Origin of the sequence: Pseudomonas sp. PsB, assembly GCF_043658375.1 — a bacterium.
In the GTDB taxonomy this organism is placed as follows: Bacteria; Pseudomonadota; Gammaproteobacteria; order Pseudomonadales; family Pseudomonadaceae; genus Aquipseudomonas; species Aquipseudomonas putida_Z.
Window position 1 is genome coordinate 624,701 of record NZ_JBIGLU010000001.1, and the last position, 25,257, is coordinate 649,957.

Sequence of the window (25,257 nt, forward strand, 5' to 3'; positions counted from 1 at the left end):
GCAGGTGGCCACGGCGCTGCAGCTCAACGCTCGTGAACGTAGGTGCCCGGGGATGCCTCGCCAGCGGCATAGGCACGGTTGCCCAGGCGGGTCGGCGCCTTTTTCAGCTCGCCGGCACGCTCGCCCAGCCAGCTTTGCCAGTGCAGCCACCAGGAGTCGGCATGCTTGGTGGCGTTTTCCTGCCAGGCCACCGGGTCACCCGGGCGATCGGCACCGGTCATGAAGCGCGCCTTGGGGTTGCCTGGCGGGTTGAGGATGCTCTGGATGTGGCCGCTGTTGGACAGCACGAACTCGATCTTGCCGCCGAACAGGTGCGCCGAGCGGTAGCATGACTGCCACGGGGTGATGTGGTCGTTGGTGCCGGCAAGGCTGTAGATGTCGCATTTGACCTGTTTCAGGTCGATCGGAGTGCCGCAAACCTCCAGGGCGTCCGGGCGGGTCAGCGGGTTGCTCTTGAACATTTCGATCAGGTCGCCGTGGAAGGCGGCCGGCAGGCGCGTGGTGTCGTTGTTCCAGAACAGGATGTCGAACACCGGCGGCTCGTTGCCGAGCAGGTAGTTGTTGACCCAGTAGTTCCAGATCAGGTCGTTGGGGCGCATCCAGGCGAACACCTTGGCCATCTCGCTGCCTTCGAGCACACCGGCCTGGTAGGAGTGGCGCTTGGCGGCCTCCAAAGTCTGCTCGTCGACGAACAGGGCGACCTGGTTGTCCATGGTGGTGTCCAGCACGCTGACCAGCAGGGTCAGGGCATTGACCTTGTTTTCGCCGAGGGCGGCATAGTGGCCGACCAATGCCGTGCAGGTGATGCCGCCGGAGCAGGCACCGAGCATGTTCAGGTCCTTGCTGCCGGTAATCGCCAGCACCGCGTCGACCGCCTCCTTGAGCGCGTCGATGTAGGTGGACAGGCCCCATTCGCGCTGGGCTTTGGTCGGGTTGCGCCAGCTGATGATGAAGGTCTGCTGCTGCGAGCGCAGGCAGTAGCGTGCCAGGCTCTTTTCCGGGCTCAGGTCGAATACGTAGAACTTGTTGATCTGCGGCGGCACCACCAGCAGCGGGCGGGCATGCACCTGCTCGGTGATGGGGTTGTACTGGATCAGCTCCAGCACATCGTTGCGGTACACCACGGCGCCTTCACTGGTGCCCAGGTTCTTGCCCACCTCGAAGGCGTCCATGTTCACCTGGCTGGGCATGCCACCGTTGTTGACCAGGTCCTTGGCCAGGTTGGACAGGCCATCGAGCAGGCTCTTGCCGCCGGTTTCGAAGAAGCGTTTGACTGCTGCCGGGTTGGACAGGGTGTTGGTCGGAGCCATGGCTTCGGTCATCAGGTTGATGACGAACTGGCCGCGGCTGATGTCCTGGGGCGACAGGTCGCTGTTGCCGATCCAGTCCTGCAGCTCCTTGCGCCAGGCCAGATAGGTTTGCAGGTAGCGGCGGTAAAGTGGGTTGTTGCTCCATGCCGGGTCATTGAAGCGACGGTCGTCGCTTTCCGGGGCAAGGCTGGACTTGCCCAGCAGCACGTTCTTCAGCTCCAGGCCAAAGTGGGCCACATGCTTGGCGCTGTGCAGCGGTTGGCGCACGGCCTGGCGCAGCACGGTGCGTGCCGAGCTCAACAGGTCTTTGCGGCGGATACCGATGACCGGGTTCAGCCCCAGGGTGTTTTCCGAGGCCTGCCGCTGCAGCTCATCGTTGTTCTTGTTACTCATCTACGACGCTCCGTTGTCCTGAGACGAGTACCGGTTGCTGTGGCGGGTGCACAGTTCTGAGCCCGGTACTGCTACTCGGGTGACCAGTGATAAGGAACAGCGGTGCTGCGAGGGTTCTGACTACCTGCAATTTGATGCAGGGAACTTGCCACCCCCATTGGTTACCCGACTTTCATGTAATGCGCAAGACAGCCCGTCACTGGGCTGTCTGTAAGTCATTCAAACAGATGATTTTAGAAAATGCGCTCTAAATCCTGCAGGCCTTGCGCTAGAGCATGAGTTTGACCACCGACTCGGCAGGGTCGCGGGATTTCCCGGCCTTGTGCAGTTCGTCGAGGTACTCGGCCCACAGCTGTTCCTGGCGCAGGCACAGCTGCTCGAGGTATTCCCAGGTGAACAGGCCGCTGTCATGGCCGTCGTCGAAGGTCAGTTTCAGTGCGTATTGCCCGGCAGGTTCCAGGCCGCTGAGGCCGACGTTGATCTTGCCGAACTGCAGGATGGGGTTACCGTGGCCCTGGACCTCGGCGGAGGGGGAGTGCACGCGCAGGAATTCGGCGGGCAGGTGGTAGACCTCGCCGGGGGCGTAGGTGAGGCTGAGGGTTTTCGAGGCTTTGTGCAGGTTGATGGCGGTGGGCAGGCGGGCCATGGACGGAATCTCTCGGGAGCTGATGGTGCACAGCTTCAGGAGATTCGGGGGATTGTGCAAGGGGGCTGCTTTGCAGCCCATCGCGACACAAGGCCGCTCCTACAGGAGATCGCGTTCCCCTGTAGGAGCGGCCTTGTGTCGCGATGGGCCGCAAGGCGGCCCCCTGCGGTTTTACAGAATGTAACGCGACAGGTCTTCGTTCTGCGCCAGCTCACCCAGGTGGCTGTTCACATACGCCGCGTCGATCTGGATCGGCGCTTCGTCATGGGTACTGGCCAGGTCGCCAGCGCTGAACGACACCTCTTCGAGCAAACGCTCGAGCAGGGTGTGCAGGCGGCGGGCACCGATGTTCTCGGTCTTCTCGTTGACCTGGTAGGCAATCTCGGCCAGGCGCTTGATACCGTCGGCGAGGAACTCGATGTTCAGGCCTTCGGTCTTGAGCAGGGCCTGGTACTGTTCGGTCAGCGACGCGTGCGGCTCCTGCAGGATGCGCTCGAAGTCTTCCGGGGTCAGGGCCTTGAGTTCCACACGGATCGGCAGGCGGCCTTGCAGCTCGGGCACCAGGTCGCTCGGCTTGCTCAGGTGGAACGCACCCGAAGCAATGAACAGGATGTGGTCGGTCTTGATCATGCCCAGCTTGGTGTTGACGGTGCAGCCTTCGATCAGCGGCAGCAGGTCGCGCTGCACGCCTTCACGGGACACGTCGGCGCCGCCAACGTTGCCGCGCTTGGCAACCTTGTCGATTTCGTCGATGAACACGATGCCGTGCTGCTCGACAGCTTCCAGGGCCTTGGCCTTGAGCTCTTCCTCGTTGACCAGGCGGCTCGCTTCTTCATCGCGAACCATCTTCAGTGCTTCTTTAACCTTCAGCTTGCGCGCCTTGCGCTTGCCTTTGCCCATGTTGGCGAACAGGCTCTGCAGCTGGTTGGTCATTTCTTCCATGCCGGGCGGCGCGGCAATTTCGACGCCCACGGCATCGGCCACTTCGATCTCGATTTCCTTGTCGTCCAGCTGGCCTTCGCGCAGGCGCTTGCGGAACAGCTGGCGGGTGTTGGAATCGGTGCTGGTCTGCGCGGCTTCCTCGGCGAAGCTGCTGACCCGCGCCTGTGGCAGCAGGGCGTCGAGGATGCGGTCTTCGGCGGCGTCTTCGGCGCGGTGGCGCACGCGGATGATCTCTTGCTCACGCAGCATCTTCAGCGCGGCATCGGCCAGGTCGCGGATGATCGACTCGACGTCGCGGCCCACGTAGCCCACTTCGGTGAACTTGGTGGCTTCGACCTTGAGGAACGGCGCGTTGGCCAGCTTGGCCAGGCGGCGGGCGATTTCGGTCTTGCCGACGCCGGTAGGGCCGATCATCAGGATGTTCTTCGGGGTCACTTCGGCGCGCAGCTCGGCGGGGAGCTGCATGCGCCGCCAGCGGTTGCGCAGGGCGATGGCCACGGCGCGCTTGGCGTCGTCCTGGCCGATGATGTGGCGGTTGAGTTCGTGGACGATCTCGCGGGGGGTCATGGACATGATGAAAATGGTCCTCGGGCGGAATGAATCAGCGTGGAAAAGTCCCGCTCGCAGCGGGACGCCAGAACAACTGATTATTCGGCCAGGTCCTGCTCCTCGATGGTCAGGTTGTGGTTGGTGAACACGCAGATGTCGCCGGCGATGTTCAGGGCGGTCTCGGCGATTTCACGGGCCGAGAGGTCGGTCTTGTTCAGCAGGGCGCGGGCTGCGGCCTGGGCGTAGGCGCCGCCGGAACCCATGGCGATCAGGCCGTCTTCGGGTTCGACCACGTCGCCGTTGCCGGTGATGATCAGGGAGGCGTCCTTGTTGGCCACGGCCAGCATGGCCTCCAGGCGGCTCAGGGAACGGTCGGTACGCCATTCCTTGGCCAGTTCGACGGCGGCGCGGACCAGGTGGCCCTGATGTTTTTCAAGCTGGCCTTCAAAGCGCTCGAACAGGGTGAACGCATCGGCGGTGGCGCCGGCGAAGCCCGCGATGACCTGGCCGTGGTACAGGCGGCGCACCTTCTTGGCGTTGCCTTTCATCACGGTGTTGCCGAGGGATACCTGGCCGTCGCCGCCCATGACGACTTTGCCGTTACGGCGGACAGAAACGATGGTGGTCAAGGGGAGAGTCTCCACGCAGCGGGGCGAAAGTGCCTGATGCAGACTCATATGGGGGTGGGGGGAAGGATTTCAACCGTGGGGGATGAATGGTCGGCTCGGTCTCTTAACCGTACTCGGTCGATGTAGGAGCGGCCTTGTGTCGCGAAAGGGCTGCAAGGCAGCCCCAGGATCTCGGCATCATGCAAGATTAGCTGGGGCCGCTTTGCGGCCCGATCGCGACACAAGGCCGCTCCTACACAAAGCGAGTGTGCGCTTTGTCAGGCCTCGTGGCAGACATGCCCATCGACCAAGGTATAACGCACCGCACCCGGCAGGCAGTGGCCGATGAACGGGCAGTTCTCGCCGCGCGAGAACCACTGCTCGCCGGCCACGGTCGAGGCCTGCGGGTCAAACAGCACCAGGTCGGCCGCGCCACCCACTTTCAGCTCGCCGGCTGGCAGGCGCAGGGCCGCCGCCGGGCCGCTGCTCAGGCGGGCCAGCAAGGTTGGCAGGTCGAGCAGGCCGTCCTGCACCAGGGTCATGGCCAGCGGCAGCAGCAGCTCGACGCTGCTGATGCCCGGCTCGGTGGCGCCGAACGGAGCCAGCTTGGCGTCGCGCTCGTGCGGCTGGTGGTGGCTGGAAATCGCCTGGATCACCCCCGACTTCACCGCCTCGCGCAGGCCGTCGCGGTCAGCGGCGGTGCGCAGCGGCGGCTGCACGTGGTACAGGCTGGAGAACTCGCGCAGCGATTCGTCGGTGAGAATCAGCTGGTACAGCGCCACATCGGCGGTCACCGGCAGGCCCAGGGCCTGGGCTTGGGCGATCAGGCGCGCGCCGCGGGCGCTGGTGATCTGGGTGAAGTGCGCACGCACGCCGGTCTGTTCCACCAGCAGCAGGTTGCGCGCCAGGGCCACGGTCTCGGCGGTTTCCGGAATGCCCGGCAGGCCAAGGAAGCTGGCCATGGCACCTTCGTGGGCCAGGCCACCCTGGGCCAGGTCGCGGTCCTGGGAGTGGAACACCACGGTCAGGTCGAAGGTGGCGGCGTATTCCAGGGCGCGGGCCAGGGTACGGTTGTTGGGGATTTCCTTCAGGCCATTGCCGAAGGCCACGCAGCCGGTGTCGCGCAGGGCCACCAGCTCGGCCAGTTGCTCGCCTTCCAGGCCCTTGGTCAGGGCGCCGATCGGGTAGACCTTGCTGTTGGCGGCCTCGCGGGCGCGGTCGAGGATCAGTTCGGCCACGGCCGAGGTGTCCAGCACCGGCTTGGTCTGCGGCGGGCAGCACAGGCTGGTGACACCGCCGGCGACGGCGGCGCGGGTCTCACTGGCGATGTTGCCTTTGCGGCTGTAGCCCGGCTCGCGCAGGGACACGCCGAGGTCGACCAGGCCGGGCGCGGCGACCAGGCCATCAGCCTGGATCGTGCGGCTGGCGCTGAAGCCGGCCGGGGCTGCACCGATGGCGGCAATGCGGCCGCCGTCCAGGTGCAGGTCGGTGACCTGGTCCAGGCCGCTGTTGGGGTCGATGACCCGGGCGCCGAGAATACTGATGGTCACTGGGCGTTCTCCTGGTCGAATTGACGTTGCGCGTTCTGCCCGCTCATGGCCATGGACAGCACGGCCATGCGCACGGCGATGCCGTAGGTGACCTGGTTGAGGATCACCGAGTGCTTGCCGTCGGCCACCGCCGACTCGATTTCCACGCCGCGGTTGATCGGGCCCGGGTGCATGACGATGGCGTCGGGCTTGGCCCCGGCCAGGCGCGCGGTGGTCAGGCCGAACAGGCGGTAGAACTCGCCTTCGCTGGGCAGCAGGCCACCGGCCATGCGCTCACGCTGCAGGCGCAGCATGATCACCACGTCGACATCCTTCAGGCCTTCGGCGAGGTCGGTGTACACCTTCACGCCGTACTGCTCGATACCGATCGGGATCAGGGTTTTCGGGCCGATCACGCGGATGTCCGGGCAGCCCAGCGCTTTCAGCGCCAGCATGTCGGAGCGGGCCACGCGCGAGTGCAGGATGTCGCCGACGATGGCCACCGACAGGTTCTCGAAGCTGCCCTTGTGGCGGCGGATGGTGAGCATGTCGAGCATGCCCTGGGTCGGGTGCGCATGGCGGCCGTCACCGCCGTTGATCACGGCAACTTCCGGGCACACGTGCTCGGCGATGAAGTGCGCGGCCCCGGAGTCGGAGTGGCGCACCACGAACATGTCGGCGGCCATGGCTTCGAGGTTGCGCAGGGTGTCGAACAGGGTCTCGCCCTTGCTGGTCGAGGAGGTCGACACGTTCAGGCTGATCACGTCGGCCGACAGGCGCTGGGCCGCCAGTTCGAAGGTGGTACGGGTACGGGTGGAGTTCTCGAAGAACACGTTGCACACGGTCTTGCCGCGCAGCAACGGGACTTTCTTCACGGCCCGGGCACCGACTTCCAGGAAGGAGTCGGCGGTGTCGAGGATCTCGGTGAGCAGTTCGCGGGGCAAACCGTCGAGCGAGAGGAAGTGGCGCAGCTGGCCCTGATCATTGAGCTGCAGCGGGCGCTTGGCGTCGATTGGCGTCATCGCGGGGGACTCTTAAAGGGCGGAAGCGGAGGCGAGGTCCTGGCGCTCGAGGGCGAGCGGTGCGGGTCCGGTCAATTTTACCCGTTCATGGGCGGCCAGCGACAGGGTGGCGCCGAGTACATTCGGGCGGATTGGCAGTTCGCCGGCATCCAGGTCCAGCAGGCAGACCAGGGTGACGCTGGCCGGGCGGCCATAATCGAACAGTTCGTTGAGCGCGGCGCGCACCGTGCGGCCGCTCATCAGCACGTCATCCACCAGCACCAGGTGCTGGCCCTCGACCTCGAACGGCAGCTCGGACGGGCGCACTTGCGGGTGCAGGCCGTTCTGGCTGAAGTCGTCGCGATAGAACGACACGTCCAGAGTGCCCATGGGGCTGGTGTCGCCCATGGCTTCCTGCAGGGCCTGGGCAACCCAGACGCCGCCGGTGCGGATGCCGATGTAGCGCGGTTCGGTAATTGCCCGGCGGGCCAGGTGGGCGCGAAGGTCGACGGCCATCTGCCGAATCAGTTCGGCTGGATCGGGTAGGCTCATTGCAGGCTCCTCGGAAGGGTGCGCCGGGCGGGCCCGGCGGCAAAGATGATCAGGTATTGGCCTCCAGCCAGCCTTGCAGCAACAGGGCGGCGGCGATGGCATCGACCGGGTTGTCGCGGTAGCTGCCGCGCTGGCCGCCACGGGCCATGCGCTCGCCCTTGGCCTCGAAGGTGGTCAGGCGTTCGTCGTGGGTGTGCACGGGCAGGTTGAAGCGGCCGTTCAGGCGGCGGGCGAACTTTTCTGCGCGGGCGCTCATTTCGCTGGGGGTGCCGTCCATGTTCAGCGGCAGGCCGACGACGATGGCGTCGGGCTTCCATTCGGCAATCAGCTTTTCCACCTGGGCCCAGTCCGGCACGCCGTTCTGTGCCTTCAGGGTGCAAAGCTCGCGGGCCTGGCCGGTGACCACCTGGCCGACGGCCACGCCGATCTGTTTGCTGCCGTAGTCGAAGCCCAGCAGCAGACGCAGTTCAGGGTGCAGTTCGGCCATCAGGCGTGGCCCGCCTGGCTGGTCAGCAGGTTCAGGTTGATCCCCAGGCTGGCGGCGGCGGCTTCCAGGCGCAGGTCGCTGGTCAGGCCGAAGATGATTTCCGGGTCGAACGGGCAGTTGAGCCAGGCGTTGTCGGCAAGCTCCGCTTCCAGTTGGCCCGCTTCCCAGCCGGCATAGCCCAGGGTGATCAGGCTCTGTTTCGGGCCTACCCCGGCGGCGATGGCAAGCAATATATCCTGCGAGGTGGTCAGCGACAGCCCTTCCAGCGCCACGGTGGCCTGGAAACTGCATTCGCTGCTGTGCAGCACGAAGCCACGGTCGGTCTGTACCGGGCCACCTTGGTAGATCGGCACCTGCAAGGTACTGGCCGGTGGCATTTCGTCCGGGCGCAGCTGCTCGAGGATGTCGGCCAGGTTCAGCTCCTGCGGCCGGTTGACCACCAGGCCCATGGCGCCATGGACGTTGTGCTCGACGATGTACGTGAGGGTCTGGGCGAAGTTCGGATCGGCCATGTGCGGCATGGCGATCAGGAACTGATGCTTGAGGTAGCTCGGCGTGAGGGTTTTCATGGGGGATAGTGTGGCGCCAGGTGGCGAGGCTGACAAGGTGCGTAACGAGGCTTGCGCGTTCCCTGTGGGAGCGGGTTTACCCGCGAATGCGCCAGATCAGGCAATGATGTCGCTTAGTCGGACGCTTTCGCGGGTAAACCCGCTCCCACAGGGACCGCGTAATGCCGAAGGTCAGTTACTGGACAAACGGTCCCCACGGGCAAAGCGCCAGGTGCGGATGATCTCCAGCCGGTCAAACTCGGCCAGGTCCCCGGTAAACGGCGCAAACGGCGCCGCCAGTCGCACGATGCGCTGCGCCGCCTGGTCCAGCACCGGTTGCCCGGACGACTCCAGCACCAGCACCTCGTACAGCGAGCCATCGCGGTTGATCGACACCATCATGCGCAGGTTGCCGTAGATCTGTTGCCGGCGCGCTTCGTCGGGGTAGTTCAGGTTGCCCACCCGCTCGACCTTCTTGCGCCACTCTTCCTTGTACCAGGCACCCTTGTCGCGCATGGTCGAGGCGGCATTGAGCCGGTGGATGCGCGGGCGCTTGGCGTACATCTGCTGTTCGTTGGACAGCTCCGCCTCCAGGCTGGCGATCTGGCTGGACAACTGCGAGCTGTCGAAGTCCGGTGCCGGGGCTGCCGGCTTGGGCTGCGGCTTGCTTTCCCTGGGCTTGGGCTCGACCTTCTGTGGCTTGGGCGCCGTGGTCACTACCGCCGACTTCTGCGGGACAGGGGGCGGTACCACCTCGGGCTTCGCGGCGGGTGGCGGGGTGATCTTGTTGATCTTGCTGTCCTGGAACGGTGCCAGTTCGGTGGTCTTGGGCACCGCTTTCTTGTCCAGGGTGCCGCTGCCCTGCTGGTTGTCCTGGGCCTGGAAATCGGCCTTCTCCGGCGGTTTCTCGCTCTTGAAGGTGGCCAGGGTGATGTCCATGGTGTGGCGGATTTCGGCAGGCTTGACCACGCTGAAGCCGACGCCGAGGATCAGCGCCAGGTGCACCAGGGCAGCCAGGAACAGGGTAAAGCCGAGCCGGTCCACCGGGCGAACACGGGGGGGCAGCAGGTCGGCGGGGATGTCAGCGGGCAGCGTCATCAGGTTTCCAGCAACCGCAGGGCGGGGTAGCAGGCCAGGCCAAAAGGACCCGCATCATACCCCACTCTGGGTTGTTGCCGTGCGTCGGCGGTCAGCGCGCCTTCAGCTGGCGATCAATGGCATCCATCAATTGCCCGCCGATATCGGTGTTGTAGGCGGCATCGATCTCGCGGATGCAGGTGGGGCTGGTGACGTTGATTTCGGTGAGGTAGTCGCCGATCACGTCCAGGCCTACGAACATCAGGCCCTTCTCGCGCAGTGTCGGGCCGACCTGGGCGGCGATCCAGCGGTCGCGGTCGGTCAGCGGGCGTGCTTCGCCACGGCCACCGGCGGCCAGGTTGCCACGGGTTTCGCCGCTGGCCGGGATACGCGCCAGGCAGTAGTCCACCGGCTCGCCGTCGATCATCAGGATGCGCTTGTCGCCGTCGACGATCTGCGGCAGGTATTCCTGCGCCATGATCTGCTGGTTGCCGTGCTGGGTCAGGGTTTCCAGGATCACCGACAGGTTCGGGTCGTCCTTGCGGTGGCGGAACACCGAGGCACCGCCCATGCCGTCCAGCGGCTTGAGGATCACGTCACCACGGCTGTTGGCGAACTCGCGCAGGATGTCGACGCGGCGGCTGACCAGGGTCGGCGCCATGCACTGCGGGAACTGGGTGGCGAACAGTTTTTCGTTGCAGTCGCGCAGGCTCTGCGGGCGGTTGACCACCAGCACGCCTTCGCGCTCGGCCTGCTCCAGCAGGTAGGTGCTGTAGACGAACTCCATGTCGAAGGGCGGGTCCTTGCGCATCAGGATCACGTCCAGCTCGGCCAGCGCGCTGTCCTGCTCGTCGCCCAGCTCGAACCAGCGGGCCGGGTCGGCGAACACTTTCAGCGGGCGCATTTGCGCACGCGCCTGGCCGGCGCCCAGGTACATATCGCGCTGTTCCATGTAGAACAGGCTCCAGCCGCGTGCCTGGGCGGCCAGCAGCATGGCCAGCGAGCTGTCCTTCTTGTAGGAGATGGACGCGATGGGGTCCATGACAATGCCGAGGCGAACGCTCATGGGGTGGTTCCTCTTGGCGGCGCGTGGCCGCGATGGATCGAAAGAAAAGTGGCTCAGGGTGGCGCCGTGAACGCCGCCGGTCAAGGGGCGCCGCAGATGGAACGGCCACCCGGAGTGTGCTAAAAATGCCAGTCATAGCGCTGAATGACAGGCCCATGGGGGCTGCTGCGCAGCCCTTATCGCGACGCAAGGCCGCTCCCACAACGGCCCCAGGATTTCGGCAAATGGTAGCCCAACAGATGGAACAACCCCTGAAGGTGATGGTGATCGACGATTCGCGCACGATCCGCCGCACCGCGCAGATGTTGCTCGGTGAAGCGGGCTGCGAGGTGATCACTGCCAGCGATGGCTTCGATGCCCTGGCCAAGATCGTCGACCACCAGCCCAGCATCATCTTCGTCGATGTGTTGATGCCGCGCCTGGACGGCTACCAGACCTGCGCGGTGATCAAGCACAACAGTGCCTTCAAGGACACCCCGGTCATTCTGCTGTCGTCACGTGACGGCCTGTTCGACAAGGCCCGCGGCCGGGTGGTCGGCTCCGACCAGTTCCTGACCAAACCGTTCAGCAAGGAAGAACTGCTCGACGCGATCCGCGCCCACGTGCCCGGTTTTGCCGCAGCCCAACAACACGCACCCTGACCGCGCCCCGCCATGGCACGGTCTTTCTTTCCTGATGGGGAACCAGCATGGCCCGAGTTCTGATTGTCGACGACTCGCCGACAGAGATGTACCGATTGACCGAATGGCTGGAAAAGCACGGCTACCAGGTGCTCAAGGCCAACAACGGTGCCGATGGCGTGGCCCTGGCCCGGCAGGACAAGCCCGACGCGGTGCTGATGGATATCGTCATGCCCGGCATGAACGGCTTCCAGGCCACCCGCCAGCTCAGCAAGGACCCGGAAACCAGCGCCATCCCGGTGATCGTGGTCACCACCAAGGACCAGGAAACCGACCGTATCTGGGCCACGCGCCAGGGCGCTCGTGACTTCCTGACCAAACCGGTGGAAGAGGACGCGCTGATCGCCAAGCTCAAAGAAGTGCTGGGGGCTTGACCACCCGCCCGCAGGGCGCGTCGCTGACCGCCTTCGAGTTGTTGCTGGACATCGACCGGCGCTGCCGCCTGCTGGTCGCCGACCAGCCGCCGCAGGACAACCGCCTGCAACAGTGGAGCGGCATCGGCTTTCGTATTGCCGGGCAATGGTTCGTCGCGCCCATGGGCGAGGTGGCCGAGGTGCTGCGCGAACCGCGCAGCAGCCGCGTCCCCGGTGTGCAGCCGTGGGTGTGCGGGGTAGCCAACCTGCGCGGCCGGCTGTTGCCGGTGATGGACCTGAGCAGCTTCTTCGGCCTGGGCCACGCCGCCCCGGGCAAGCAGCGGCGGGTGCTGGTGCTGGACCACGAGGACCTGTTCGTCGGCCTGCTGGTGGACGAGGTGCTGGGCCTGCAGCACTTTGCCCTGGACAGCCTGCAACTGTCGCCACCACAGCCGCTGATTCGCGCCGCTGCACGTTTCGTGCAGGGGCACTTCCCGCGTGAACGCAACTGGGCGATCTTCAGCCCCTTCGCCCTGGCCCAGGCGCCGGGCTTTCTCGATGTGGCGTTATAGGACCTGCGAACGTGAACAAGCCTGCCACCCCCGTCACCACCGTGACCCCACGTACCCGCAGCATCGCGCAGATCACCGTGCTGTTCCTGATCCTGATCCTGTCGATCATCCTGCTGTTCGCCAACTTTGCCTACCTGAACACCCAGTCGAACTACGACAAGCAGTACATCGGCCACGCCGGCGAACTGCGGGTGCTGTCGCAGCGCATCGCCAAGAACGCCACCGAAGCCGCCACCGGCAAGGCCCTGGCCTTCAAGCTGCTGTCGGACGCGCGCAACGATTTCGAACGGCGCTGGGGCTACCTGCGTGAAGGTGACAAGTCCACCGGCCTGCCACCCGCGCCGCCCATGGTGCGGGACGAGATGGAAGCGGTACGCCGCGACTGGGAAAACCTGCGCAAGAACACCGATACCATCCTGGCAAGCGAGCAGACCGTGCTGTCGCTGCACCAGGTGGCGGCGACCCTGGCCGAGACCGTGCCGCAATTGCAGGTGGAATACGAGAAAGTGGTCGAGATCCTGCTGCAGAGCGGCGCCCCGGCCAGCCAGGTGGCGGTGGCCCAGCGCCAGTTGCTGCTGGCCGAACGCATCCTTGGCTCGGTCAACACTGTGCTGGCCGGTGACGACACCGCGGCCCAGGCGGCGGATGCCTTTGGCCGTGATGCCGGGCGCTTCGGCCAGGTGCTGGAGGGCATGCTCAGTGGCAGCGCGGCGATCCAGGTGACCCGTGTCGAGGACGCCGACGCCCGTGCGCGCCTGGCTGAAATTGCCGAGCTGTTCCAGTTCGTTGCCGGCTCGGTGGATGAAATCCTCGAAACCTCGCCAGAACTGTTCCGCGTACGCGAGGCTGCCGGCAACATCTTCAGCCTGTCGCAGACCCTGCTCGACGAGGCCTCGCACCTGGCCAACGGTTTCGAGAACCTGGCCGGCGGGCGCACCCTCGACACTGTCGGCGGCTATGTCCTGGGCCTGCTGGCGTTGGCTTCGATCATCCTCATCGGCCTGGTCATGGTGCGCACCACCAACCGACAGCTGCGCGAGACGGCGGAAAAGAACGAACGCAACCAGCAGGCGATCATGCGCCTGCTCGACGAAATCGAAGAGCTGGCTGACGGTGACCTGACCGTGACCGTATCGGTGACCGAAGACTTCACCGGCGCCATTGCCGATTCGATCAACTATTCCGTGGACCAATTGCGCGACCTGGTTGCCACCATCAACCACAGCGCCGTGCAGGTCGCTGCCGCCGTGCAGGACACACAGAACACCGCACGCCAGCTGGCCAAGGCCTCTGAACACCAGGCCGAGCAGATCAGCGAGGCATCCGAGGCGGTCGGCGACATGGTCGAGTCGATCGACCGGGTTTCGGCACATGCCTACGAGTCGGCCAAGGTTGCCGAGCGCTCGGTGGCGATCGCCAACAAGGGCAACGAGGTGGTGCACAACACCATCAACGGCATGGACAACATTCGCGAGCAGATCCAGGACACCGCCAAACGGATCAAGCGCCTTGGTGAGTCTTCCCAGGAAATCGGCGATATCGTCAGCCTGATCGACGACATTGCCGACCAGACCAACATCCTCGCCCTCAACGCGGCGATTCAGGCCTCGCTTGCCGGCGAGGCCGGCCGTGGGTTCGCCGTGGTCGCCGACGAAGTGCAGCGCCTGGCCGAGCGCTCGTCGTCGGCCACCCGGCAGATCGAGGCGCTGGTGCGCACCATCCAGGCCGACACCAACGAGGCGGTGATCTCCATGGAGCAGACCACCGCCGAGGTGGTGCGCGGTGCCCGCCTGGCCCAGGATGCCGGGGTGGCGCTGGCCGAGATCGAAGGCGTCTCGCAGAACCTCGCCGACCTTATCCACAGCATCTCCGATGCCGCCCAGCTGCAGACTTCGTCTGCCGGGCAGATCTCCCACACCATGGCAGTCATCCAGCAGATTACCGCGCAGACCTCCGCCGGCTCCGGCGCCACCGCCGACAGCATCCGCCACCTGGCACGCATGGCCAGCGAGATGCGCCGTTCGGTGTCCGGGTTCACCCTGCCGCCACCAGCAGAGCCCAAGTGAAGAGCCCTACTGATGAGCTCTACTGAAAAGCCGCGCCGAGGAGTGCCCATGGCTGTAGCAGCTGTAAGCCCCGATCGCCACGACACAGTGGCGCTGGCCTGGACCAAGGCCGCCATCCTCGACTGCCTGGGCCAGGCGCGCCAGGCGCTGGAGCGCTTTGCCGGCGAGCCTGGCGACCTGTCGATGCTGGCATTCGTGGTCGACAACCTGCACCAGGTGCACGGCTGCCTGCGCATGCTCGAACTGCGCGGCGCCACGCGCCTGGCTGAAGAACTGGAGCTGTTCGCCAGGGCCCTGGCCGATGGCCAGGTCAGCCCCCGCGGTGATTGCCTGGGCGCGTTGTTCCGCGGCCTGGAGCAATTGCCGTCGTATCTGGAGCGCCTGCGCGGCGCCCGCCACGACCTGCCACTGGTGATGCTGCCGCTGCTCAACCAGCTGCGTGCCTGCCGTGGCGAGGAGCCGTTGGCCCAGGCCAGCCTGATCAGCGGCGCCACCCAACGCTTTGCCGGTGCCGACGACCTGGCCAACCTCGACCTGTCGCTGGGCAACTGGCGCGAGCAGTTGCAGGCCGGGCCGGGCCGCGATGCCCTGCGCTCGGTGGTGACCGCGCTGTGCGACGACCTGATGCGCATCAAGGAGCGCCTGGACCAGTTCGTGCGTGGCGACCGCCAGCACAGCGAGCAGCTCGATGCCCTGCTGGCACCGCTGCGCCACGTGGCCGACACCCTGGCGGTGCTGGGCTTCCAGCAGCCACGCCGGGTGATCATCGACCAGGTGCTGGCGTTGCAGGCCCTGGCCCAGGGCGAGCGGGCCGTGGACGACGCGGTGTTGATGGATGTAGCGGGGGCCCTGCTGTACGTGGAGGCCACGCTCAATGGCATGGTCGGCCCGCTGGAGGAAAACGGCCAGGGCGGCCTGCCGGGCTCGGACCTGGCCGAAATCCGCCAGCTGGTGTTGAACGAGTCGCTGAACGTGCTGCAGCAAGCCAAGGACCTGATCGGTGATTGCCTGGAGTCCGGCTGGCCGCGGCAACGCCTGCAACCCTTGCCAGGGCTGTTGCAGCAGATTCGCGGTGCGCTGGCGATGTTGATGCTGCCGGCCGTGGCCGAGCTGTTTGCCGGTTGCGCCAGCTATGTGCAGCGTTGGCTGCAGCACCTGGAAGTGGAGCCGCCTGCCGACGATCTGACGCACCTGGCCGAGGCCCTGAGCGCTGCCGAATGCTACCTGCAATGGCGGGTGGCGGACCCATTGGCGGATGGCCAGCCCTTCATCGACATGGCGCGCGCCAGCCTGGCGACGCTGGGTGTGCACTGCTCGCTGGTCGAGGCCACCGCAGGTCACGATGGCAGCGCTGATGGCATCGATGACGAGTTGCGTGAAGTGTTTCTCGACGAGGCTGGTGAGCTGCTGCCGGAAATCGAGCGCCACTGGCTGCGCTGGCGTGCCGACAACCAGCAGCGCGAGGCACTGGGAGAAGTGCGCCGCGCCTTGCATACGCTCAAGGGCAGCGGCCGCATGGTGCATGCCGAGGCGGTGGCCGAGCTGGCCTGGGGCGCCGAGCACCTGCTGAACCGGGTACTCGAGGGCCGCAGCGTGCTCAGCCCGGAAGGCGTGGTGGCCCTGCAGCAGGCATTCGTCTACCTGCCCGACCTGCTGGCCGACTTTGCCGCCGGCCAGCTGCCACAACTGACGGAAATCGAGCAGCTGGCCGGGCACCTGCATGCCCTGGCCGAAAACGATGCCCCGGTGGCGGCCGACATCGACGGCCTCGACCCGCAATTGCTCGACATCTTCCGCAGCGAGGCGCAGGGCCACCTGGCCAGCCTGGATGCTTTCCTGCAGGGCGCCGACGGCCACGATACGCAGGTCAGCGATGGCCTGCAGCGCGCCCTGCATACGCTCAAGGGCAGTGCCGCCATGGCCGGGGTGTTGCCGGTCGCCGAACTGGCCACCGCCTTCGACCGCCTGGCTCGTGAATACAAGGGCCACCAGCTGCCCCTGCAAATGGCCGAGATCGAATGGCTGGAAGCTGCTCGCTCGCTGTTCCACCTTGGCCTGGCGCAACTCGACAGCACGCCGCTGGCGGCCATCCCCGGTGCCGCGGAGCTGATCGAGCAGGTTGGCCAGGCGGTGGACGCGCACCTGGCCAGCTTGCATGACGACCCGCAGCATGCGCGGCGCAGCAAGCGCGACCCGCAGTTGATCGCCAGTTTCCTGGCCCAGGCCATGGATATCCTGCTGGATGCCGAGTCGTTGCTGTCGCGCTGGCAGGAACAGCCCGGCCAGCGCGATGCGCTGGACACCCTGCTTGACGAACTGACCACCCTGGGCCATGCCGCACACTTGGCCGACCTGTGGCAGATGGATGATGTGTGCGAGGCCTTGCTCGACCTGTACGGTGCCGTGGAGGAGGGCAGCCTGCCCGCCGATGCGCGCTTCTTCGCCCACGTGCAGCGGGCCCATGAAGCCCTGCTGGACATGCTCGACGAAGTGGCGGCGGGGCAGGACATCCCGCCAAGGCCGGAGCTGGTCGACAGCCTGCGTAACCTGCTGGGCCAGGCTCTGGCACCGGAGGCCACTGGCCTGGTGGGCATCGACACGGTCACGCCGTTGCACCCGGACATGGACCTGGCCGACACCCTTGGCCTGGGGGCGGCGCACAACCCTTTGCTGCCGGCTGTGGCCGAGCCGCTGGTCGAAGAGCCGGAAAGCCCAGGCGAAGAGCTGCTGGAAGTCTTCCTTGAAGAAAGCTCGGACATCGTCGAGAGTGCCGCCGCAGCCCTGGCGCGCTGGCAGGCCGACCCGCGCAACAGCGTCGAGGTGGACAACCTGATGCGCGACCTGCACACCCTCAAGGGTGTGGCACGCATGGTCGAAATTGCGCCGATCGGCGACCTGGCCCACGAGCTGGAGTTTCTCTACGAGCTGCTGGCCGCTGGCCGTATGCCGCCGAGCGCGCCACTGTTCGCCTTGCTGCAGAACTGCCATGACCGCCTGGCGCACATGCTCGATGCCGTGCGCCTGGGGCAGCCGTTGCATGCCGCCACCGCGCTGATCGACTACATCCGCAACTTCAGCTTCTCGGCCCTGGCCGACAGCGCCGCTGGCCAGGGGCCAGTCGAGGCCGCGACCAGTGAGGCGCCGGCGGTGGCACCGGAGCGGGCACCTGGCGACATGGTCAAGGTCGATGCCGAGTTGCTCGACGAGCTGGGCAACCTGGCCGGTGAGCACTCGATCATCCGTGGGCGCATCGAGCAGCAGGTAAACGATGCGCAGTTCACCCTCAACGAGATGGAAACCACCCTCGAACGCATGCGCGACCAGTTGCTGCGCCTGGATATCGAGACCCAAGGGCGGATGTCCAGCCGGCAGCAGTTCGAAGGCGATGCCTATGACGACTTCGACCCGCTGGAAATGGACCGCCACTCGCAACTGCAGCAGCTGTCGCGGGCCCTGTTCGAGTCTGCCTCGGACTTGCTCGACCTCAAGGAAACCCTGGCACAGCGCGCCCAGGAGGCCTACAGCCTGCTGCAGCAGCAGGCGCGGGTGAACAGCCAGTTGCAGGAAGGCCTGACCGCGACCCTGATGGTGCCCTTCGAGCGCCTGGTGCCACGCTTGCAGCGCGTGGTACGGCAGGTGGCCAGCGAATTGGGCAAGCAGGTGGAGCTGGTGGTGGGCAATGCCGAGGGCGAACTGGACCGCAGCGTGCTCGAACGTATGGTGGCGCCGCTGGAGCACATGCTGCGCAACGCCGTCGACCATGGCCTGGAAAGCCGCGAAATGCGCCTGGCCGCCGGCAAGCCGGAGCAGGGCACCATTCACCTGAATCTGCTGCACGAAGGCGCGGACATCGTTATCGAAATGACCGACGACGGTGCCGGCGTGCCACTGGAAGCGGTGCGCCGCAAGGCCATCAAGCGCGGCCTGCTGGACCCGCAGGCGCAATTGAGCGATCACGAGATCCTCCAGTTCATCCTGCGCCCGGGCTTTTCCACTGCCGAGAAGATCACCCAGATTTCCGGGCGTGGCCTGGGCATGGACGTGGTACACGAAGAGGTCAAGCAACTGGGTGGCTCGATGAGTATCGAGTCGGCCCAGGGCAAGGGCGCGCGCTTCCTGATCCGCCTGCCGTTCACCGTGTCGGTCAACCGTGCGCTGATGGTGCACCTGGGCGAAGAGCAGTACGCCATTCCGCTGAACACCATCGAGGGCATCGTTCGCGTGCCGCCGGCCGAACTGGCGGCGTGCTACCAGCTGGACGCCCCGCGTTATGTGTACGCCGGCCACGAATACGAGCTGCGCTACCTGGGTGAGCTGCTGCAGGGCATGCCGCGCCCGGCATTGCTCGGGCAGAGCGTACCGCTACCGGTGCTGCTGGTGCATTCCCAGGAGCAGTCGTTCGCCATCCAGGCCGACAGCCTGTCGCCCAGCCGCGAGATCGTGGTGAAGAGCCTGGGGCCGCAGTTTGCCGCGGTTGCCGGGTTGTCGGGGGCGACGCTGCTGGGCGACGGGCGGGTGGTACTGATTCTCGACCTGCTGGGCCAGTTGCGTGGCCAGCAGCGGCGCCTGGCGCGCCTGCCGGGTGGCGGTGCGGCCCGGCGCCAGGTGTTCGGCCCGGCGCCACGGCGGGCGTTGCTGGTAATGGTGGTGGACGATTCGGTGACCGTGCGCAAGGTCACCAGCCGCCTGCTGGAGCGCCACGGCATGAGTGTGCTGACGGCCAAGGACGGGGTCGATGCCATGGCACTGCTGGAAGAACACCGCCCCGATGTGTTGCTGCTGGACATCGAGATGCCGCGCATGGACGGCTTCGAGGTGGCCACACGCATCCGCCGTGACGAGCGCTTGAAAGACTTGCCGATCATCATGATCACCTCGCGCACCGGGCAGAAGCACCGCGACCGTGCCACGGCCATCGGCGTCAACGAATACCTGGGCAAGCCGTACCAGGAGTCGGTCCTGTTGCAGAGCATTGCCCACTGGAGCCAGACCCATGCTTGAACTGATCGCCGGCCAGCGCAGCAGCCTGACCGGGCTTTTGCTGCCGTTGGGCGACCGTACCCTGGTGTTGCCCAACGTGGCGGTGGCCGAACTGAGTGGCCAGCGCAACCTGGTGTGCCAACGCGGCGAGCCGGCCTGGCACCTGGGCTGGATCGACTGGCGCCAGCAGCGCCTGCCGCTGATCGGCTTCGAAGCCGCGTGCGGTGGCGAGACCCCCTGCGGCGAGCGGGCCCGCGTGGTGGTGCTCAATGCCCTGGGTGATACCGGCCTGCGCTACCTGGCGTTGTTGCTGCAGGACATACCGCGCTCGTGCAAGCTCGACAGCCAGCTGAACTACGTGGATGTGGCGCTGGGCCGCCTGGAGCTGGCGGCGGTACAGGTGGGTGAGCAGGTGGCACGGGTGCCGGACCTGCCCGGGCTGGAACGGCTGGTGCGTGACGCGGAACTGCAACCTGAGCTTGGGTAGGATGCAACGCACAGGGCCCTTTCGCGGGCGCGCCCGCTCCCACAGGAAAAACATACACTTCAAGGCAAGTAGATAACCTGTGGGAGCGGGCATGCCCGCGAAGAGGCCATCAGCATCACATCAGGAACCCAGCCCACCTCAGGAGGTCTGTATTTGCATGTACTACGGTGAACGCTTCAACGCCTGGACCCACCTGGTCGGTGCCGTCCTGGCCTGTATCGGTGCCATCTGGCTGATCGTGGTCGCGGGCCTGCAGGGCGACCCGTGGAAGATCGTCAGTTTCTCCATCTACGGCAGCACCTTGCTGTTGCTGTACAGCATTTCTACCCTGTACCACAGCACTCGCGGGCGGGCGAAGGTGATCATGCGCAAGCTCGATCACCTGTCGATCTACCTGCTGATCGCGGGCAGCTACACGCCTTTCTGCCTGGTCAGCCTGCGCGGCCCCTGGGGCTGGAGCCTGTTCGGGGTGGTCTGGGGGCTGGCGGTGATCGGCATGCTGCAGGAGATCAAGCCGCGCTCCGAGGCGCGCATCCTGTCGATCATCATCTATGCGGTGATGGGCTGGATCGTGCTGGTGGCGGTCAAGCCATTGCTGCACTCGCTCGGCAGCGCAGGCTTTGCCTGGCTGGCCGCCGGCGGGGTGTTCTACACCGTCGGCATCATCTTCTTCGCCTTCGACAGCCGCTTCCGCCACTGGCATGGCATCTGGCACCTGTTCGTGATCGCCGGCAGCCTCATGCACTTCGTGGCGGTGTCGTTCTACGTGCGCTAGTTAAAAGTCGCCCCACAGTTGCTGTGCCACCGACAGTGCCACCACCGGTGCGGTTTCGGTGCGCAGCACGCGTGGGCCCAGGCGTGCGGCGTGGAAACCGGCAGCCTTGGCCTGGTCGACCTCCGCTTCGCTCAGGCCGCCTTCGGGGCCGATCAGGAAGGCCAGGGTGGCAGGCTTGGCATGGCTGGTGAGCGGTTCGGCCACCGGGTGCAGGACCAGTTTCAGGTCGGCCTTGGCAGTGTTCAGCCACTCGGCCAGGGTCACAGGCGGGTGGATGACCGGCAAGGTCGAGCGGCCGCATTGTTCGCAGGCGCTGATCGCCACTTGGCGCCAGTGGGCCAGGCGCTTGTCGGCGCGTTCGTCCTTCAGCCGCACTTCGCAGCGTTCGCTGACGATCGGGGTGATTTCGTTGGCGCCCAGTTCGGTGGCTTTCTGGATTGCCCAGTCCATGCGCTCGCCACGGGACAGGCCTTGGCCGAGGTGCACGTGCAGTGGTGAATCGGCCTGGCCGGCGAGGGCCTGATCCAGGCTGACGCGCACGGTTTTCTTGCCCACTTCGAGCAACTGGCCGCGGTATTCCTGGCCACTGCCGTCGAACAGCTGCACGGCGTCGCCGGGGGCCATGCGCAGTACGCGGCCGATGTAGTGGGCCTGGGCTTCGGGCAGGTCATGCTCGCCAAGGCTCAGGGGGGCGTCGATGAAAAAGCGGGACAGTCTCATGGTTGAGCTCAAGCTAAAGGGAGAAGGTGGTCCCTGTGGGAGCGGGTTCACCCGCGAATGCGGCGGTGACTCCACTCTTGCATTCGCGGGTGAACCCGCTCCCACAGAGTACGCGGCGGGCTTCCGGGCTTAGCCCGGGTCGCGGAAGTCGGGGTGGAAGTTGGCCGGTACGGCCACGCTGACGCTATCGCGGGTGGCAATGTCGATGCCTTCGCTGGCCACTTCCGCCAGGAAGTCGATCTGCTCTGGCGTAATCACATACGGCGGCAGGAAGTACACCACGCTGCCCAGCGGGCGCAGCAGGGCGCCACGCGTCAGGGCATGCTCGAACACTTTCAGGCCACGGCGCTCTTGCCACGGGTAGGCAACCTTGCCGGCCTTGTCCTGGACCATCTCGATGGCCAGGGCCATGCCGGTCTGGCGAATCTCGGCCACATGCGCGTGGTCGGCCAGGTGCGCGGTGGCGCTGGCCATGCGGGTGGCCAGGGCCTTGTTGCCCTCGATCACGTTGTCCTGCTCGAAGATGTCCAGAGTCGCCAGCGCCGCGGCGCAGGCCAGCGGGTTGCCGGTGTAGCTGTGCGAGTGGAGGAACGCGCGCAGGGTCGGGTAGTCGTCGTAGAACGCCTGGTACACCTTGTCGGTGGTCAGGCAGGCGGCCAGCGGCAGGTAACCGCCGGTCAGGGCCTTGGACAGGCACAGGAAGTCCGGGCGAATGCCGGCCTGTTCACAGGCGAACATGGTGCCGGTGCGGCCGAAGCCCACGGCGATTTCGTCGTGGATCAGGTGCACGTCGTAGCGGTCGCAGGCCTCGCGCAGCAGCTTGAGGTACACCGGGTGGTACATGCGCATGCCGCCGGCACCCTGGATCAGCGGTTCGACGATCACCGCGCTGATCGAGGCGTGGTGCTCGGCCAGGGTCTGTTCCATGGCCTGGAACATGGTGCGCGAGTGCTCTTCCCAGCTCGTGCCCTCGGGGCGCAGGTAGCAGTCGGGGCTGGGCACCTTGAGGGTGTCGAGCAGCAGCGCCTTGTAGGTTTCGGTAAACAGCGGCACATCACCGACCGACATGGCGGCGATGGTTTCGCCGTGGTAGCTGTTGGTCAGGGTGACGAAGCGCTTCTTGCCCGGTTTGCCGACGTTCTGCCAGTAGTGGAAGCTCATCTTCAGCGCCACTTCGATGCACGACGAACCGTTGTCGGCATAGAACACCCGGTCGAGGCCGGCGGGGGTCATGGCTACAAGGCGCTCGGACAGCTCGATCACCGGCTGGTGGCTGAAACCGGCCAGGATCACGTGCTCCAGCTGGTCGACCTGGTCCTTGATGCGCTGGTTGATACGCGGGTTGGCGTGGCCAAACACGTTGACCCACCAGCTGCTCACCGCATCCAGGTAGCGCTTGCCTTCGAAGTCTTCCAGCCACACGCCTTCGCCGCGCCTGATCGGGATCAGCGGCAGCTGCTCGTGGTCTTTCATCTGGGTGCAGGGGTGCCACAGGACCTTGAGGTCGCGTTGCATCCACTGATCATTGAGGCCCATGGGCACTTCTCCTGGCTTTGCGGCTTGGTTCGACCGCGTAAGCCTAAGCAATGCCGCAGGGCAGGACAACCGCTGCTGTTCATCGGGTTGCCAGCTGCGCTTGCCACCGCGTGGAATCGCTGCAGGCAAAAATGTCAGTGGCGAAAAGGACTTGATGTCACTGCGCTGGCAGGGTCGGCGGACCTGACGTATTCTTAACGCATCTCTCCCGGGGCATTCCTGCCTCTCCCCGTTTCTGTAACCCCCTGACTCGGAGTTCGCCGACATGGCTGCTGCTTGGGTGCGCCTGTGCGCGTTGGTATTGATTGGTGTTTCCAGCGGCGCCGCGCTGGCAAAGGACAAGACACCTTCGGCGATCGTCGTGGGTGGCGGCCTGGCGGGCCTGACGGCTGCCTACGAGCTGCAGAACAAAGGCTGGCAGGTGACGCTGCTGGAAGCCAAGGCGGGCATGGGCGGGCGATCGGGCCTGGCCACCAGCGAGTGGATCGGCAATGCCAAGGCGCAGCCGGTGCTCAACCAGTACCTCGACCGTTTCAAACTTGAAACACTGCCGGCACCGGAGTTCGTGCGTACCCCCGGTTACCTGATCGACGGCGAGTATTTCAGCGCCACCGACCTGGCCACCAAGCAGCCGGCTACAGCCGATGCGCTCAAACGTTACGAGAAAACCCTCGATGACCTGGCCCGTTCGATCGATGACCCGCTGAACCCGCAAGCCAACAGCACGCTGTTCGCCCTCGACCAGATCAACGTCTCCACCTGGCTGGACAAGCTGCAACTGCCGACCACCGCCCGTCAGCTGGTCAACCAGCAGATCCGTACCCGCTACGATGAGCCATCGCGCCTGTCGCTGCTGTACTTTGCCCAGCAGAACCGCGTGTATCGTGGCGTCAGCGACCGTGATCTGCGTGCCGCGCGGCTGCCCGGCGGCAGCCCGGTGCTGGCCCAGGCCTTCGTCAAGCAACTGAAGACCATCAAGACCAGTTCGCCTGTGACCTCCATCGTTCAGGACAAGGATGGTGTCACGGTCAAGGTCGGCAGCGTCGGCTACCAGGCGGATTACCTGGTCATGGCCGTGCCCCTGCGCGCCTTGGCCAAGATCCAGATGACCCCGGGCCTGGACAGCCAGCACCTGGCGGCGTTGAAGGGCACCAACTATGGCTGGCGCGACCAGCTGATGCTCAAGTTCAAGAAGCCGGTGTGGGAAAGCCGCGCGCGCATGTCGGGCGAAATCTTCAGTAACGCAGGCTTGGGCATGCTGTGGATCGAACCCGCGCTCAAGGGTGGCGCCAACGTGGTGATCAACCTGTCGGGCGACAACGCTCGTCTGCTGCAGGCGTTCGGCGACAAGCAGATGGTCGATCAGGTACTGATCCGCCTGCATGCGTTCTACCCACAGGCCCGTGGCTCGTTCACCGGCTACGAGGTCAAGCGCTACAGCACCGACGCCGGTACCGGCGGCGCCTACCTGGCCTATGGCCCGGGCCAGATCAGCAAGTACTGGCGCCTGTGGGAGCGCCCGGTGCAGCGCATCACCTTTGCCGGTGAGCATACCGACGCCCTCTACCCAGGCACCCTGGAAGGCGCCCTGCGCAGTGGCCAGCGCGCGGCCAGCCAGGTGCAGGACCTGCTGGCCGGCAAGTCGTTCGACCCGGCCAAGGCGGCACCGGTGGCGGCGGCAGCAGCTGCAGGCGCCGTGGCGGCCAAGGAGAGCAAGGGCGGGTTCTTCTCCAACCTGTTCGGTGGTTCTTCCGACAAGGGCGACAAGGCTGACAAGGCCCCGGTCAAGGCCGAGCCGAAGCCGGTCGATGAGGCCAAGCAGGACAAGCCGGGCTTCTTCAAGCGCCTGTTTGGCGGGGCGGACAAGCCTGAGGTGAAGGCCGAGCCGATTGCCAAGGCCGAGGAAGTGGCGCCGGCACCTGCGCCAGCCCCGCAAGCTGCGCCGGCCCCGGTTGCGCCAGCGCCTGTGGTCAAGGAAGCGGCGGCCAAGCCTGCTGCTACCAAGGCTGCACCTGCCAAGCGCGCACCGGCGCACAAGCCAGCCCAGACCAAAAAGACGACTGCCAAGTCCGAACCGGCCAAGAAAGCTGTAGCCAATACCCAAGCCAAGGCCGGTTGATTTATTGACAGTGCCGGCCCTTTCGCGGGTAAACCCGCTCCCACAGGTCCGGCACAGGTATCAGGAACTGCGCCGACCCTGTGGGAGCGGGTTTACCCGCGAAAGGGCCGGCACTGGCAACCGCTGATTACCCAACTATCGTTAATGTTTCCTTAATGGGAAGCTTACAGAATACATATCGGATTTCTCGATAATCCAAAGCAATTTTTTACGCTTTTATTCGATGCGTTACGCGTTAGTCTGTGCATAGCTTTCACGGGG

Annotated in this window: 21 protein-coding genes; 8 read left to right on the top strand and 13 right to left on the bottom strand. The window is 65.6% G+C overall.

Features of this window, described 5'->3' with window-relative positions; genetic code table 11:
- Positions 1 to 23 precede the first annotated feature (23 nt).
- From phaC to gshB, 11 genes are all read right to left on the bottom strand, one after another.
- Positions 24 to 1,703, bottom strand: coding sequence for a class II poly(R)-hydroxyalkanoic acid synthase (gene phaC, locus ACGLHT_RS02865; protein ID WP_137162561.1), 1,680 nt, complete (start codon positions 1,701 to 1,703; stop codon positions 24 to 26).
- 268 nt (positions 1,704 to 1,971) lie between these two features.
- Positions 1,972 to 2,349 carry a gamma-butyrobetaine hydroxylase-like domain-containing protein gene (locus ACGLHT_RS02870; protein ID WP_003249306.1) on the bottom strand — a complete coding sequence of 126 codons (378 nt, stop codon included), beginning with the start codon at positions 2,347 to 2,349 and terminating at the stop codon, positions 1,972 to 1,974.
- Between the two features lie 171 nt (positions 2,350 to 2,520).
- Entirely contained in the window at positions 2,521 to 3,864 is a 1,344-nt protein-coding gene (hslU, locus tag ACGLHT_RS02875; RefSeq protein ID WP_274119844.1) for an ATP-dependent protease ATPase subunit HslU, read from the bottom strand.
- A 74-nt stretch (positions 3,865 to 3,938) separates the two neighbouring features.
- Entirely contained in the window at positions 3,939 to 4,469 is a 531-nt protein-coding gene (gene hslV, locus ACGLHT_RS02880) for an ATP-dependent protease subunit HslV (protein ID WP_025340909.1), read from the bottom strand.
- 257 nt (positions 4,470 to 4,726) lie between these two features.
- Positions 4,727 to 5,998 (bottom strand): dihydroorotase, encoded by a 1,272-nt coding sequence (locus ACGLHT_RS02885; protein ID WP_075046592.1) that lies wholly within the window; start codon positions 5,996 to 5,998, stop codon positions 4,727 to 4,729.
- Positions 5,995 to 6,999, bottom strand: a complete 1,005-nt coding sequence (locus ACGLHT_RS02890; RefSeq protein ID WP_003257774.1) for an aspartate carbamoyltransferase catalytic subunit — start codon at positions 6,997 to 6,999, stop codon at positions 5,995 to 5,997. The genes ACGLHT_RS02885 and ACGLHT_RS02890 overlap by 4 nt, the downstream gene beginning before the upstream one ends.
- A 12-nt stretch (positions 7,000 to 7,011) precedes the next feature.
- On the bottom strand, positions 7,012 to 7,530 hold the full coding sequence (gene pyrR, locus ACGLHT_RS02895) for a bifunctional pyr operon transcriptional regulator/uracil phosphoribosyltransferase PyrR (RefSeq protein WP_025340908.1): 519 nt from the start codon (positions 7,528 to 7,530) through the stop codon (positions 7,012 to 7,014).
- 49 nt (positions 7,531 to 7,579) lie between these two features.
- Positions 7,580 to 8,017: a Holliday junction resolvase RuvX gene (gene ruvX / locus ACGLHT_RS02900; protein ID WP_013974530.1), complete on the bottom strand. Its 438-nt coding sequence runs from the start codon at positions 8,015 to 8,017 to the stop codon at positions 7,580 to 7,582.
- Positions 8,017 to 8,586 (bottom strand): YqgE/AlgH family protein, encoded by a 570-nt coding sequence (locus ACGLHT_RS02905; protein ID WP_137162560.1) that lies wholly within the window; start codon positions 8,584 to 8,586, stop codon positions 8,017 to 8,019. Before ACGLHT_RS02905 ends, ruvX begins: the two co-directional genes overlap by 1 nt.
- 171 nt (positions 8,587 to 8,757) lie before the next feature.
- The gene (locus ACGLHT_RS02910) at positions 8,758 to 9,663 is read right to left on the bottom strand and encodes an energy transducer TonB (RefSeq protein WP_013974528.1); all 906 of its coding nucleotides are present in this window, start codon (positions 9,661 to 9,663) and stop codon (positions 8,758 to 8,760) included.
- A 91-nt stretch (positions 9,664 to 9,754) separates the two neighbouring features.
- Positions 9,755 to 10,708 (bottom strand): glutathione synthase, encoded by a 954-nt coding sequence (gshB, locus tag ACGLHT_RS02915; RefSeq protein WP_025340907.1) that lies wholly within the window; start codon positions 10,706 to 10,708, stop codon positions 9,755 to 9,757.
- Between the two features lie 239 nt (positions 10,709 to 10,947).
- On the opposite strand from gshB, the gene ACGLHT_RS02920 reads away from it, so the two are divergent.
- The 7 genes from ACGLHT_RS02920 to ACGLHT_RS02950 all read left to right on the top strand — a co-directional run bounded on the left by ACGLHT_RS02920 (position 10,948) and on the right by ACGLHT_RS02950 (position 20,621).
- Positions 10,948 to 11,349 carry a PleD family two-component system response regulator gene (locus tag ACGLHT_RS02920; RefSeq protein WP_003257770.1) on the top strand — a complete coding sequence of 134 codons (402 nt, stop codon included), beginning with the start codon at positions 10,948 to 10,950 and terminating at the stop codon, positions 11,347 to 11,349.
- A 47-nt stretch (positions 11,350 to 11,396) separates the two neighbouring features.
- Positions 11,397 to 11,762: a twitching motility response regulator PilH gene (gene pilH / locus ACGLHT_RS02925; RefSeq protein WP_025340906.1), complete on the top strand. Its 366-nt coding sequence runs from the start codon at positions 11,397 to 11,399 to the stop codon at positions 11,760 to 11,762.
- Entirely contained in the window at positions 11,759 to 12,313 is a 555-nt protein-coding gene (locus tag ACGLHT_RS02930) for a chemotaxis protein CheW (protein WP_025340905.1), read from the top strand. The genes pilH and ACGLHT_RS02930 overlap by 4 nt, the downstream gene beginning before the upstream one ends.
- A gap of 11 nt (positions 12,314 to 12,324) precedes the next feature.
- On the top strand, positions 12,325 to 14,379 hold the full coding sequence (locus ACGLHT_RS02935) for a methyl-accepting chemotaxis protein (protein WP_025340904.1): 2,055 nt from the start codon (positions 12,325 to 12,327) through the stop codon (positions 14,377 to 14,379).
- Positions 14,380 to 14,427: 48 nt separating this feature from the next.
- Entirely contained in the window at positions 14,428 to 19,380 is a 4,953-nt protein-coding gene (locus ACGLHT_RS02940; RefSeq protein ID WP_274119845.1) for an Hpt domain-containing protein, read from the top strand.
- Positions 19,373 to 19,846: a chemotaxis protein CheW gene (locus ACGLHT_RS02945; protein WP_274119846.1), complete on the top strand. Its 474-nt coding sequence runs from the start codon at positions 19,373 to 19,375 to the stop codon at positions 19,844 to 19,846. The genes ACGLHT_RS02940 and ACGLHT_RS02945 overlap by 8 nt, the downstream gene beginning before the upstream one ends.
- Positions 19,847 to 20,003: 157 nt before the next feature.
- Entirely contained in the window at positions 20,004 to 20,621 is a 618-nt protein-coding gene (locus tag ACGLHT_RS02950; RefSeq protein WP_013974522.1) for a hemolysin III family protein, read from the top strand.
- Here the strand turns inward: ACGLHT_RS02950 and ACGLHT_RS02955 are convergent, their stop codons facing one another.
- Positions 20,622 to 21,341, bottom strand: a complete 720-nt coding sequence (locus ACGLHT_RS02955; protein WP_137162557.1) for a 16S rRNA (uracil(1498)-N(3))-methyltransferase — start codon at positions 21,339 to 21,341, stop codon at positions 20,622 to 20,624. It lies immediately after the preceding gene.
- 129 nt (positions 21,342 to 21,470) lie between these two features.
- Positions 21,471 to 22,877: an adenosylmethionine--8-amino-7-oxononanoate transaminase gene (locus tag ACGLHT_RS02960; protein ID WP_137162556.1), complete on the bottom strand. Its 1,407-nt coding sequence runs from the start codon at positions 22,875 to 22,877 to the stop codon at positions 21,471 to 21,473.
- A gap of 265 nt (positions 22,878 to 23,142) precedes the next feature.
- Between ACGLHT_RS02960 and ACGLHT_RS02965 the strand changes: the two genes are divergently transcribed.
- Complete coding sequence (locus tag ACGLHT_RS02965; protein ID WP_137162555.1) at positions 23,143 to 24,996, top strand: flavin monoamine oxidase family protein; 1,854 nt, start codon at positions 23,143 to 23,145, stop codon at positions 24,994 to 24,996.
- The last annotated feature ends 261 nt before the right edge of the window (positions 24,997 to 25,257 follow it).